At 68.8% G+C, this 13018-nt stretch carries 9 protein-coding genes and 1 pseudogene; 6 read left to right on the forward strand and 4 right to left on the reverse strand.

The annotated features are described in order from the left end of the window. Nucleotides 1–73 precede the first annotated feature (73 nt). From AC1DWP_RS02980 to AC1DWP_RS02990, 3 genes are all read right to left on the reverse strand, one after another. Nucleotides 74–1636 carry an MFS transporter gene (locus tag AC1DWP_RS02980; protein WP_477612955.1) on the reverse strand — a complete coding sequence of 521 codons (1563 nt, stop codon included), beginning with the start codon at nucleotides 1634–1636 and terminating at the stop codon, nucleotides 74–76. An 81-nt stretch (nucleotides 1637–1717) separates the two neighbouring features. After that, complete coding sequence (locus AC1DWP_RS02985) at nucleotides 1718–2902, reverse strand: D-alanyl-D-alanine carboxypeptidase family protein (protein ID WP_477612956.1); 1185 nt, start codon at nucleotides 2900–2902, stop codon at nucleotides 1718–1720. Between the two features lie 330 nt (nucleotides 2903–3232). Next, complete coding sequence (locus AC1DWP_RS02990) at nucleotides 3233–3727, reverse strand: GNAT family N-acetyltransferase (RefSeq protein ID WP_477612957.1); 495 nt, start codon at nucleotides 3725–3727, stop codon at nucleotides 3233–3235. A gap of 172 nt (nucleotides 3728–3899) precedes the next feature. Between AC1DWP_RS02990 and AC1DWP_RS02995 the strand changes: the two genes are divergently transcribed. From AC1DWP_RS02995 to AC1DWP_RS03020, 6 genes are all read left to right on the forward strand, one after another. After that, entirely contained in the window at nucleotides 3900–5558 is a 1659-nt protein-coding gene (locus tag AC1DWP_RS02995) for an HAD family acid phosphatase (RefSeq protein WP_477612958.1), read from the forward strand. Nucleotides 5559–5642: 84 nt separating this feature from the next. Then, entirely contained in the window at nucleotides 5643–6749 is a 1107-nt protein-coding gene (cax, locus tag AC1DWP_RS03000) for a calcium/proton exchanger (RefSeq protein ID WP_477612959.1), read from the forward strand. Nucleotides 6750–6889: 140 nt separating this feature from the next. After that, on the forward strand, nucleotides 6890–7231 hold the full coding sequence (locus AC1DWP_RS03005; RefSeq protein WP_477612960.1) for a single-stranded DNA-binding protein: 342 nt from the start codon (nucleotides 6890–6892) through the stop codon (nucleotides 7229–7231). A gap of 125 nt (nucleotides 7232–7356) precedes the next feature. Next, a complete protein-coding gene (locus AC1DWP_RS03010; RefSeq protein WP_477612961.1) occupies nucleotides 7357–7806 on the forward strand; it encodes a helix-turn-helix transcriptional regulator in 450 nt (149 codons plus the stop codon). Nucleotides 7807–7811: 5 nt separating this feature from the next. Beyond that, entirely contained in the window at nucleotides 7812–8219 is a 408-nt protein-coding gene (locus AC1DWP_RS03015) for a VOC family protein (RefSeq protein WP_477612962.1), read from the forward strand. 78 nt (nucleotides 8220–8297) lie between these two features. Then, the gene (locus tag AC1DWP_RS03020; RefSeq protein WP_477612963.1) at nucleotides 8298–10688 is read left to right on the forward strand and encodes an ATP-binding cassette domain-containing protein; all 2391 of its coding nucleotides are present in this window, start codon (nucleotides 8298–8300) and stop codon (nucleotides 10686–10688) included. Here AC1DWP_RS03020 and helR read toward each other — a convergent pair. Beyond that, nucleotides 10675–12847 (reverse strand): annotated as a pseudogene (helR, locus tag AC1DWP_RS03025) (RNA polymerase recycling motor ATPase HelR). The gene AC1DWP_RS03020 and the pseudogene helR sit on opposite strands and share 14 nt — an antisense overlap. Between the last annotated feature and the right edge of the window lie 171 nt (nucleotides 12848–13018).

The raw sequence follows: 13018 nt of genomic DNA on the forward strand, positions 1-13018 counted from the left end.
AACGCCGTAGACCCGTGCAATGTTCCGACGTTGGGGACGCCCGTTTCGTTGGCAGTTGTGACGCAAATCACATTCAGACGATCGCGGGCACCTCGTTGCCGGCGTCGATGATCCCCTGGCGTACGTCCACCGTGCGCAGGAGCACGAAGCCGAGGACGAAGAAGATGATCAGCGCGACGATCGCCGGCCGGTAGGAGTCGGTCAGCTGGTGGACCAGGCCGAAGAGCAGCGTGCCGAACCACGACGTGCCGCGCTCCATGGCTTGGTAGAAGGCGAAGAACTCGGCCTCGCGGCTCCTGGGCACGAGCTGGCTGAACAACGACCGGCTCAGGGCCTGGCTGCCTCCCAGCACGATTCCGATGAGGACACCGAGGGCGATGAAGGGGATGAACGCCTTCTCCGGGACGAAGAACGCCGCAATGACGATGGCAGCCCAGGCCACCAGCGACCCGAGGATGGTCCGCCACGCCCCGTAGCTGCGGGCGAACCGGCCGAAGAGCAGCGCCCCTCCGAACGCCACGAACTGGACGAGCAGGATCAGGGCGATCAGCTGTTCCTGGGCGAACTTGAGCTCCTCGGCGCCATAGAGGCTGCTCGAGGAGATGACCGTCTGGATCCCGTCGTTGAAGAACAGGTAGGCGAGCAGGAACATCAGCGTGTGCGGGTAGGTCCGCAGGTCACGAAACGTGTGTCCCAGCTGGGCGTAGCTGCCGCGCACGATGCCTGCGGACGGCTGGTCGACGCGGGCGATCTCCCCACCGCGCAGGTCCCACAGGCCGCGCACGGGGATGAGCGTGAACAGACCCCACCACAGCCCGGCCGACAGCATGCTGATCCGCACCGCCATGCCCTTGTCCACGCCGATCAGGTCGGGCTTGGAGACGATGACCAGGTTGATCGCGAGCAGGAGCCCACCGCCGAGGTAGCCCAGGGCCCAGCCTCGCGACGACACGGCGTCGCGGTCGTCGGGGGAGGCGATCCGGCAGAGGATGGCGTCGTACACGACCAGGGACGAGCCCAGGGCGATCGTGGCCAGGATCATCATCAGCGCACCGAACCGCCAGTTCGACCCGTGGAGGAAGAACAGCAGCGACGCGGCCACGGCGCCCGCCCAGGCGAAGGCCCCGAGCAGTCTCGCCGGGCGCGGCGTCCGGTCGGCGATGGCTCCCACGAAGACCAGCAGGACCGCCGAGATGATGGTCGACAGGGTCACCGTGTAGGACGCGACGGACCCCGGGTCGAGGGGAGCGGTCAGGACGAGAACGAGGGCACCGAGGGCAGCGAACGACAGCGGGATGGCCGTCGGCACCAGCGCGGGCTTGTTGCGGACCATCTGGACGACCGTGAACACCAGCGCGGCCAGACCCAGGAGGGTGAGCGCCAGGGCGACCTGCCAGACCCCACTGGGCAGGTCGGCGGCAGCCGGGACGACGTGCAGGTCGACGTGGCAGCTCTGGTCGTCATCGAGTCCGGGACAGGCGGCCTCCTTGGCGACCGTCGTGAGGTAGGGCGCGAAGAGCACCGTGCCGACCGTCGTGACGAAGGCGGAGTTCGCCCAGTCGTACCAGTACCAGGGCCTCTTGTACTGCTCGTGCTCAGCCCACGTCGACTGTGGCGCGGCCGCCTCTGTTGTCATGCGTGAAGGGTGGCACAACGACTACTCGCACAGATGGGTATTCCTACCCAAAAGCGATGGCGAGTCGGGGCCTCGCGGTGACTACCCGGCATACTCCCAGTGCCACGGCTCGGGCAGCGAACCGGTGGGTTCGGCCCAGTCCGGGTGGAACCACCCGTAGAGCGGCGCGTTCTGCTTCATCCAGAGGTGCGCAGGCGTCCCGAAGCTGTTGATGCCTCCACAGAGGTCCACGGCCCGGCCCATGCCGTGCTCGCTGCGCCCGGGGGTGGCGGCCCACTTGCCCTTGACCACCTTCACCGCGACCTGCTCGGCGTACGAGCGGTAGGAGTCGGTGACGCAGATGGGGGAGCCCGTGTCCTTCTCGTACGCGAGGCTCATCGCGTTGAACGCAGCGGCCGCACCCGGGCGAAGGCTCTGCCCGAGGGCACCGAAGAGCGGACACAGCCCGGCCACCGGGATCTTGCCATTGGGGTACTCGGTCTCGTTGGTGCTGCACGCCTTGACCGACCCGTCGGCCAGCACTCCCGGCACGACGAGGGCAGCGCGCAGTCGCTTCGACGCGTCCATCGCGGCCGCGTTGCCACTGCCGAGGAGCAGACCTGCCACAGGCCCGGCCTTGGCGACCTGCTCCGCGTGCAGCTGCCTGGTCGCATCCAGCTGGGCCTTCTGCTCCTCGACCACCACGTCGAGCTTCTTCTTGGCGTCGGCGGCCTGGGTCGCGGCTTCGGTGGCCCTGGTGCTGGCCTCGACGGCCTTGATGGCGATGGTGCGCTGCAGCTGGGTCTGGTTCTGGACCCGTTCGATCTGGCCCGTGCGCTGGTCGGTGAGGTAGGACAGCTGGGCGGCGGTGTCGCTCGCCTCGCTCGCCGACTTCGCCAGGGAGTCGAAGAGGGTGCCCATGTCGCTGATGGCGCCGCCGGTTCCGGCGTAGGCGAGGTAGGCCCACTGGCCGAGGGCCCGACGGTCCTCACCAAGGCGGGTGCTCAGCTGCTGGTACAGCAGCACGTTGCGGTTGGCCTCCTCGCGTGCGGCCCGCTCCGCGTCACGTGCGGCGGCATACTTCTGCAGGAGGGTGTTGGCCTCGAGGGCGAGTCGGTCGAGCTTGGTCGCCGCGGCCGCGATCCCGGCGTTGGAGGCGGTGAGGTCCCTCGTGAGCGCATCCGCGGCGGCGATCTGCGCGGCCAGCTCTGCGGGGCTGAGCGTTGCCTCGCCACCCGCTCCGGGCGTGGCCGTAGCCCCGGCGGTGACCGTCCCTCCACCGGTCACGAGACCGTCCGTCGGGTGCCCGGCCAGACCATCGGCCGGGTCGGTTGGCGGGGCGGAGGGCTTGGTCGACCTGGACTGCGGACCAGCTGCCGACGAGGTGGACGAGGGGGCAGGTGTGGACGAAGTGGCCGATGGTGCGGGTGGGGCCGTCGTGGAGGCGTAGGCGGGCGTCCACCCTGCCAGCACCGCGGCGGTCAGGACGCCTGCGGCTACGCCGGCTCTTCCTGCGAGCCCAAGCACGGTCAGCCAACTCCCTCTGCTGCCCTCTCTGGGCAGCTCCGAACTCCTCAACGCACCTTAACCGCGATAGGTCACGTTTTCTCTCGTCCTTTAGTGGGAGAGCGACTGGGCCATCAGGCTGACGCGGTGACCGGGATCGCCCAGCTGGGCCACCTCGCGATAGCCCCGGCGTCGGTGGAACTCCAGGGAGGGAACGTTCGGGGGGTCGATGTTGACCTCGAGGACGAGTCGACCCCGCACCACGGCCGCATCCTCGACCGCGTCGTAGACCGACGTCGCCAGGCCGCGGCGCCGGAAGCGGTCGTCGATGACGATCCGGTCGAGGTAGTCGAACTCGCTCCCGTAGCGATCACCGAACCAGCGGTAGTTCTCCGAGTCGTAGGCGGTGCCCGGCCCGAACACGAGGACGAATCCGGCCGTCTGCCCGTCGCACACGATCACATCAGCGCGCGAGGCCCATCGCCGGAGGTCGCCGAGTCGCACCGCGTCGAGGGGGGAGAGCAGCTCGACGTGGTCGGCGTTGAGCCGGAGCACGTCGAGCACGTCGGTGTCGACCATCGGGCGCAGCACTTCCGGAGCCTCCATGGGCCGAGTCTGCCACCCATGACAGTTGTCACTTCCGGTGAGGTCAGGGCTTACGTAGCCTCCGCCAGTCACCACAACCGACAGCCGGAACCGGCACTCGCCAACCCCGCTAGCCGACGCGTTGTCACCTCATCGAGTCGCTGTCACCAACCCAACCCAGGAGCGTGCGTCCATGGCCAACCCCGTCCACAGCAGAAGGGGTGGCCCCACCGCCGCCCAGGTCCGGCGGGCGGCGGTGACGGCAGGAGCGGCAGTCCTGGCCCTCGCCGCTGCAGCCTCCACGGGCGCCGGCTCGGCCACCGCCCACGGCACGGACACCCGTCTCGCCCCTCGCACGCACTTCACGATGCAGGCTGACGGTTCCAGCGGGCTGACCGCTGGGGGAGAGGGCATCCCCAACATCGACTCGGTCAAGAAGACCATCTACGCCTACTACGGCGACCCGGCCGGCACCGGTGCAGCCAACCCCACCAGCTCGCCCTACATCAGCGAGCTGACGTCGATCCTGGACCGGCAGCGCCAGGCGCTTCCCCGCTTGCTGGCCAACGCCCAGCGGCACCACGAGAAGCCGGCCATCGTGTTCGATGCCGACGACACGACCCTGTGGACCTACCAGATGGAGGTCGGGGACATGAAGTTCGTGTTCACCCCGGCCGCCCAGGCTCCGTGGGTCAACGAGGAGCGGTTCCCGGCTGTCCCGGGGATGGTCGACTTCGTCAACGACGCCCAGGCGATGGGCTTCACGGTGTTCGGCCTCACCGGGCGCAGCGACAGCCAGAAGGCGCACACCGTCAGCAACCTCGCCAAGGTCGGCTACACCGCCTTCCCGGAGAGCCGGTTCTTCACGAAGTACAACTCGGGCACGACTCCGCCCGGCTACCTCACCTGTGCAGCAGCCCCCACCTGCAACACCGTCGAGTACAAGGCGGGGACCCGCAAGCACATCGAGCAGGACCTCGGTTACGACATCGTGCTCAACGTGGGTGACCAGTGGTCAGACCTGCAGGGCGGGTATGCCGACCGGTCACTCAAGCTGCCGAACCCCACCTACTACCTCCCCTCGCCTAACCTGCCCGGCGTCAGCGAGCCGTGGCTGGCTCCGCGAACCCGCTTCACGATGAAGCCTGACGGGTCCAGCGGGCTGACCCAGGGCGGCGAAGGGATCCCCAACATCGACGTCGTGAAGAAGACCATCGCGGTCTACTACGGCGACTCCGGCAGCGGCATCTCCAACAAGGTCTCGTCGCCCTACATCTCGGAGCTCACCCGGCTCGTCGACCGACACAGTCGCCAGCTGCTCCAGCAGTGCCGCACCGAAACGAAGCAGGGCCGCAACCCCGCCATCGTGCTCGATGCGGACGACACGACGTTGTGGACCTACGACATGGAGGTTGCGGCGATGCACTTCGTCTTCAACCCCACCGTCCAGGACCAGCAGTGGGTCCAGCCGCAGCGATTCCCAGCCACTCCGGGCATGGTCTCCTTCGCCAACGCGGCGGCAGAGGCCGGCTGCACCCTGGTCGGGTTGACCGGTCGGAACACGACCCAGCGGGCCGCCACGCTGGGCAACCTCGCCAAGGTCGGGTACACCGGCTTCAGCCCCGACAACTACTACACGAAGTGGACGTCCACCGAGCCGATCCCGTCGTACGCGACCTGCGTCCTGGCACCCCGGTGCACGACGATCGAGTACAAGTCGCAGACGCGTGCGCACGTGGAGGCCCAGGGCTTCGACATCATCGCCAACTTCGGTGACCAGTACAGCGACCTGATCGGTGGGTCGGCGGACCGCGCGATCAAGCTGCCCAACCCGACGTACTACCTGCCCTAGCCCGCCCACCCCTGAGCGGCGCGGAGGTGAGCTCCGCGCCGCTTCGGTGTGCCATCGGCACACCTCGACGCAAGGATGTCCCGCATGAGCACCGCTCCCCACCCCGCGACCCCGGTCGAGTCCGTCCTCGTCAGGTCCGACTACGTCGTCCTGACCGGCGGTGGGCTCGCGGTCGCGCTGGCCGCGCTGACCCACTTCGTCGGGGCGGGTGCCGTGCTGCCGTTTGTCTGTTCGGCAGTGGCCGTCACCCTGCTCGCCTCGCTGGTGGGGCGGTCCGTGGAGCAGCTGGGAGACCGGTTCGGACCCGGCGCGACGGGCGTCCTGCAGTCGGCACTGGGCAACCTCCCCGAGCTGTTCATCGCCCTCTTCGCCCTCAAGGCCGGACTCGTGGCGGTGGTGCAGGCAGCCCTGATCGGGTCGATCCTCGCCAACCTCCTGCTGGTGCTCGGCCTGGCCTTCCTCGTGGGCGGGCTCAGGCACGGGACACAACAGCTGAACTCCGAACGCGCCCGCAGCATCATCGTCCTGATGGTGCTGTCCGTCGCAGCCATGGTGGTGCCGTCACTCGCACACTACGTGCACACGCCTGCCGCAGCCCACGAGAAGACCTTGTCGCTCATCGTGTCGGTGGTCCTCCTGGTCCTGTTCGCGCTGACCCTGCCTGCCTCGCTACGCCGGAGCTCGCCGACCGGGGGATCGGGAGCGGACGAGATGGAGCACGAGGCTCCCCGCTGGCCGGTCTGGCTCGCAGTCGTCCTGTTGGCGCTGGCCGCGGTGCTCTCGGCGTTCGTGTCGGACTGGTTCGTCGTGGCGCTCGAGCCAGCAATGAAGGCCCTGAGCATCTCCGACGCCTTCGCCGGTCTGGTCATCGTCGCGATCGCCGGCAACGCGATCGAGAACGTCGTCGGGGTGCAGCTGGCCGCCCGCAACCGGTCGGAGTACGCCTTCTCGATCGTCATCAACTCGCCGATCCAGATCGCCCTGGTGCTGGCTCCTCTGCTCGTCGTGCTGTCGTCGGTGTTCGGCTTCGCGACGCTGACCCTGGTGTTCCCACCCATGCTCGTGGTGTCCGTCGTGATCGCCGTGATCATCACGGCCTTCATCACCTTCGACGGTGAGTCCACCTGGATCGAGGGGGCCGCGCTGATCGCGGTGTATGCCGTGATCGCCACCTCGTTCTGGTGGGGCTGAGCAGCAACACCGGCCGTGGCGGCCGCGCCACGGCCCCATGACGGCTCCCTGTGTCCCCACGTGGGCGTCGTCGCCGCCGTCGTCCACACGTGGATCTCGTGGTCCTCGACCTGAGCCGGCACCACCGGCAGCGTGAACGCATGGATGACACAGTGGAGTGGGTCAACGAGGTGCGACTGGTGGGCAAGGTCAGCGGTGCCGTCGACGAGCGCGAGCTGCCCAGCGGGGACAGGGTGGCCGCCCTGCGTCTGGTGGTGCCGCGCCCTCCGGGTCGCGGTCCGGGCTCCGCCAGTGTCGACACGATCGACGTGGCCTGCTGGACGGGACGCACCCGTCAGGCTGCCCGACGGCTGGCCGCCGGGGACCAGGTCGAGGTCGCGGGTGCCCTGAGGCGCCGCTTCTTCCGCGCGGGGGCGGCAACCGCGAGCCGCTACGAGGTCGAGGCGCACCGGCTGACCCGGAGGCGGACTCCAGCGGGGTAGGGGAGTGGTCGCGCGGGGAGGTGGTGCCGGGGAGGTGGTGGTGCCGGGGAGCCTGCACCGCGTGGCGAGCCTGCCCTGTGCCGAAGGCGCTGGCACGGGCGCGCGCCACGTGGCACGCTTTCGAGGTGACCAGCACTCCCGCCGCCGAGCAGCACCTGCGTGACCTCGCACGGCTGCGCCGGGTCCGCGACCGGATCGACCGCGAGTACGCCCTGCCGCTGGACGTCGAGGCGCTGGCCCGTGGCGCCCACATGTCGGCCGGGCACCTGAGCCGTGAGTTCAAGCAGGCCTACGGTGAGTCTCCGTACAGCTACGTCATGACCCGGCGCATCGAGCGCGCCATGGCGCTGTTGCGTCGCGGGGAGCTCAGCGTCACCGAGGTCTGTTTCGCGGTGGGGTGTTCGTCGCTGGGCACCTTCAGCACCCGGTTCACCGAGCTGGTCGGCGTCCCACCGAGCACCTACCGGCAGCGGATGGCAACGCCGACGCCGGAGATGCCGTCGTGCGTGACGAAGCAGGTGACCAGACCGATCAGGAATCGAGAAGCGCGGGCCACCGAGGCGCAACTAGCCTGAACCTCATGGACATCACCATTCACGCCAGCTTCCTGCCACAGGACGACCCGGACGCCGCACTGTCCTTCTACCGCGACACACTCGGCTTCGAGGTCCGGGGCGATGTCGGCTACAACGGGTTGCGGTGGATCACGGTCGGCCCCGTCGACCAGCCCGGCACGTCCATCGTGCTGCACCCGCCGGCAGTCGACCCGGGCATCACCGACGAGGAACGTCGCACCATCGTCGAGATGATGGCCAAGGGCACCTACGCCACGATGCTCCTCGCCACCGCCGACCTCGACGCCACGTTCGAGCGGGTCGCGGCAAGCGGCGCCGACATCGTGCAGGAGCCGACCGAACAGCCGTACGGCGTGCGCGACTGCGCCGTCCGCGACCCCGCCGGCAACCTCCTGCGCATCCAGCAGGGCTGAACCGCACCGCACCCTTGCTGCACGCCAACTCGGCAGCACACCCCGCGCATCGCCTCACGGACGGAGACACGACCGAGCATGGCCACACCGAAGGACAGCCAGGTGCAAGCGGTCCACGCCGCCGACAGCCACGACACGATCAGCGTGCTGGGCGCGCGGGAGAACAACCTGAAGGACGTCAACGTCGAGCTCCCCAAGCGCCGGTTGACGGTCTTCACGGGCGTGTCGGGTTCGGGCAAGAGCTCGCTGGTGTTCGCGACCATTGCCGCGGAGTCGCAGCGGATGATCAACGAGACCTACAGCGCCTTCGTGCAGGGTTTCATGCCGAGCCTGGCCCGCCCCGAGGTCGACCTGCTCGAGGGACTCACGACGGCCATCATCGTGGACCAGGAGCGGATGGGTGCGAACCCCCGCTCCACGGTCGGCACGGCCACCGATGCCAACGCCATGCTCAGGATCCTGTTCAGCCGCCTCGGACACCCGCACGTCGGGCCGCCGACTGCCTTCTCGTTCAACGTCCCGACGCGCAAGGCGAGTGGGGTCATGAGCACGGAGAAGGCCTCGGGTCGCGTCGAGAAGAACGTGGTCCGCGACGTCGTCTACCTGGGAGGGATGTGCCCACGTTGTGAAGGCATGGGCGCGGTCTCCGACTTCGACCTCACGGCGTTGTACGACGAGAGCAAGTCACTGAGCGGGGGCGCGCTGACGGTTCCGGGCTTCAGCATGGACGGCTGGTACGGCCGGATCTTCGCCGGAGCCGGCTTCGACATGGACAAGCCGATCGCGAAGTTCACGAAGAAGGAGATGCACGACCTGCTCTACAAGGAGCCGACCAAGATCAAGGTCGAAGGCATCAACCTCACCTACGAGGGCCTCATCCCCAAGATCCAGAAGTCGATGCTCTCCAAGGACGTCGACGCGATGCAGCCGCACATCCGTGCCTTCGTCGAGCGCGCGATCACGTTCCAGACCTGCCCCGAGTGCGACGGCACCCGGCTGACCCCTGAGGCAAGGTCCTCCAAGGTCGCGGGCAAGAACATCGCCGAGCTGTGCGAGATGCAGATCAGCGACCTGGCCGAGTGGGTCCGCGCGCTCGAGGAGCCGTCGGTCGCGCCGCTGCTCACCGGGCTGCAACACCTCCTCGACTCGTTCGCCGAGATCGGGTTGGGGTATCTGTCGCTGGACCGGCCGGCAGGCACCCTGTCCGGGGGAGAGGCCCAGCGCACCAAGATGATCCGGCATCTCGGGTCGTCCCTCACCGACGTCACGTACGTCTTCGACGAGCCGACGATCGGGCTGCACCCCCACGACATCGAGCGGATGAACCAGCTACTGCTCCAGCTCCGCGACAAGGGCAACACGGTGCTCGTGGTGGAGCACAAGCCCGAGACCATCGCCATCGCCGACCACGTCGTCGACCTCGGTCCCGGCGCCGGCACCGAGGGCGGCAGCGTCTGCTTCGAGGGGAGCGTGGAAGGACTGCGGCGCAGTGACACCATCACCGGCCGCCACCTCGACGACCGCGCTGCCCTGAAGGAGTCGGTCCGTCCCTCGGCCGGCGCGCTCGAGGTCCGTGGTGCGTCGACGCACAACCTCCAGGACGTGGACGTCGACGTACCGCTCGGCGTCCTCTGCGTCGTCACGGGCGTCGCAGGGTCGGGCAAGAGCTCACTGATCCACGGCTCGGTCGCCGGTCGCGACGGCGTCGTGGTCGTCGACCAGGGTGCCATCAAGGGCTCACGCCGCAGCAACCCGGCCACCTACACCGGACTGCTTGAGCCGATCCGCAAGGCGTTCGCCAAGGCCAACGCCGTCAAGCCGGCCCTGTTCAGCTCGAACTCCGAGGGCGCCTGCCCCTCCTGCAACGGCGCGGGCGTGATCTTCACCGAGCTGGGTGTCATGGCGACCGTCGAGTCCACCTGCGAGGAGTGCGAGGGGAAACGCTTCCAGGCGTCCGTGCTGGAGTACACGCTGGGAGGTCGCAACATCGCCGAGGTCCTGGCGATGTCGGTCACCGAGGCGGAGGCGTTCTTCGGCGACGGCGAGGCGAAGACCCCTGCCGCCCACAAGGTCCTCGACCGGCTCGTGGACGTCGGGCTCGGGTACCTCACCCTCGGCCAGCCCCTGACCACCCTGTCCGGCGGCGAGCGGCAGCGAGTCAAGCTGGCCACGCAGATGGCCGAGAAGGGCGACGTCTACGTCCTTGACGAGCCGACCACCGGCCTGCACCTGGCCGACGTGACAAACCTGCTCGGGCTGCTCGACCGGCTGGTCGACTCGGGCAAGTCGGTCATCGTCATCGAGCACCACCAGGCCGTCATGGCGCACGCAGACTGGGTCATCGACCTCGGCCCGGGTGCCGGCCACGACGGTGGCCGGGTCGTGTTCGAGGGCACTCCGGTCGAGCTCGTCGCCGACCGTTCCACCCTCACGGGAGAGCACCTGGCCGCCTATGTCAGGAGCTCGTGAGGATGACGAGCTGCCCCGTCGCTCGGGTCATCGCGACGTAGCGGTCGACCGCTCCCTCGATGCCCGTACCGAACTCCTCGGGGTCGACGAGGACCACCAGGTCGAACTCGAGCCCCTTGGACAGCTCGGGGGTCAAGGACTGGACGCGGGAGGTCGCCCGGAACGCCGGGCGACCGATGACGCAGGCGACCCCTTCGGCATGCTCGCCCAGCCAGGCGTCGAGAGTGGCGTCCAGGTCTGACGTCGCGCCGTGGACCACAGGGACACCGGTGCTGCGGATCGAGGTGGGCACGTTCGCGTCCGGGATCGCTGCCCGGATGACCGGCTCGGCCCCGGGCCATCACCTCCACCGGCGTCCGGTAGTTGACGCTCAGGGAGGCGAGGTCGACCCGGTCGAGCCCGATCCGCTCGAGTCGCTCCTGCCATGTCTCGGTGAACCCGTGCCGGGCCTGGGCGCGGTCCCCGACGATCGTGAAACTCCTCGACGGGCACCTCGCCAGCAGCATCTGCCACTCCGCGTCAGTGAGCTCCTGGGCTTCGTCGACGACGACGTGCGCGAACGGGCCGGCGAGCTGGTCGGAGCCGGCGTGGGGGAGTGCCTCCTCGTCCAGCATCGCTGCCTGGAGGTCCTCGCCACGCAGCATCGACATCACGTGCATCTCCGAGTCGTCCGTGGCGATCAGGTCGTCGACGACCCTGGCCATGCGTTCGCGCTCGGCGGTCACCACGGCGTCGTGCCGGCGTTTGCGGAGGGAGGCTTCCGAGTCGCCGAGCCGCTGACGGGCGGCGTCCAGCAGAGGCAGGTCGGAGACCGTCCAGGCCTGGGCATCGGCACGCTGGAGAGCCCGGATGTCCTCCGTGCTCAGCCAGGGAGCGCACATCCGCAGGTAGGCGGGCACCGTCCAGAGGTCACCGACGAGGTCGGCTGCCTCGATCAGGGGCCACGCGTTGTTGAGGACCGTCAACAGCTGCCGGTTCTGCTGCAGCCACCTGCGGAGCAGCTCGGGGGAGATCTCGCCGTCGTCAGGATCACCTTCGGGGTCGTCGGCCAGTCGGTCCACCAGGATGGTCAGCAGCTCGTCCCAGATCTGGTCGCGCGCCTCGTTGTGCGGAGTACCGGGGTCGGGCGCGTCGAACGCGGTTGCCCAGTCGTCGGCACCCACCCAGACGTCGGACCACGGGGTGGTGACCGTCATCCCCGTCGTGGGTGGCTCCTCGTAGAACCGGACGGCGGTCTCGATGGCCGCCACGATTTCAGCCGACGACTTGAGGACGGCCACGATCGGGTCGCTCTCCGTCGGGGCAGTTGCGCCTCCGGGGACGAGGTCGCGGACGGTGCACGTCTGGACTCCTTCCTCGCCGAGACTCGGGAGCACGTCGGAGACATAGGCCAGGTAGGGCTGGTGCGGGCCCACGAACAGCACCCCTCCGCGGCGGTGCCCGAGTCGTGGGTCCGAATAGAGCAGGTATGCCGTGCGGTGCAGGGCGACCACGGTCTTCCCCGTCCCGGGACCACCGTCCACGACGAGTGGCCGGCGGGACCCTGCGCGGATGATGGCGTCCTGGTCGGACTGGATCGTGCCGAGCACGTCCCGCATCCGGGCTGACCTGTTGGTCCCCAGGCTGGCGATGAACGCGGACTGGTCGTCGAGGGAGGCGGCGTGCCCGGCATACCCGTCCGAGGTGAACACCTCGTCCCAGTAGTCGCTGACCCGACCACGGCTCCAGCGATACCTGCGCCGGCTGTCCAGGCCCATCGGGTCGGCGTGGGTAGCTCCGAAGAACGGCTCGGCCGCGGGGGAGCGCCAGTCGAGCAGCAGCCGACGGCCGTCGGTGTCCGTGAGGCCGAGCCGTCCGACGTAGACGGGCACGGGGTCGTCCCTGAGGACGATGTGCCCGAGGCACAGGTCCAGCCCGAACCGGCGCAGGGCGCGGAGCCGGGCACTCAGCCTGCGGACCTCCACGTCACGTTCCAGGGCCTCCTGACCCAACCGGCCCGGCGCCCTGCGAGCGACCTCCAGCCGGCGTGAGAGGTCTTCGATCGCCTGTTCGAGGCTCTCGGCGATGGCAGCGAAGTGCTGCTCGTCGCCGGCGATCAGGCTCGGGTCAGCCTTGGCGGTCAGGTGGGCGGGCAGGTCGAAGGCGCTGGTTGTAGTCATCGGCCGACGATCCTGCGGCACGACCCGGGCCTTGCCGCAAGCCCCTGGGTGCGCTATACGTTGGGAGTGGAAGGGAGCGGTTGCTCTCGTCCACTGTGTTGTCCAGCGGTGCGTTCCACGGGCTCCATCGAGCACCTTGATCGGCTGGTCCAGTGTGAAGGGTAAACGCCG

This window comes from Pedococcus sp. P2_F6, assembly GCF_056403675.1.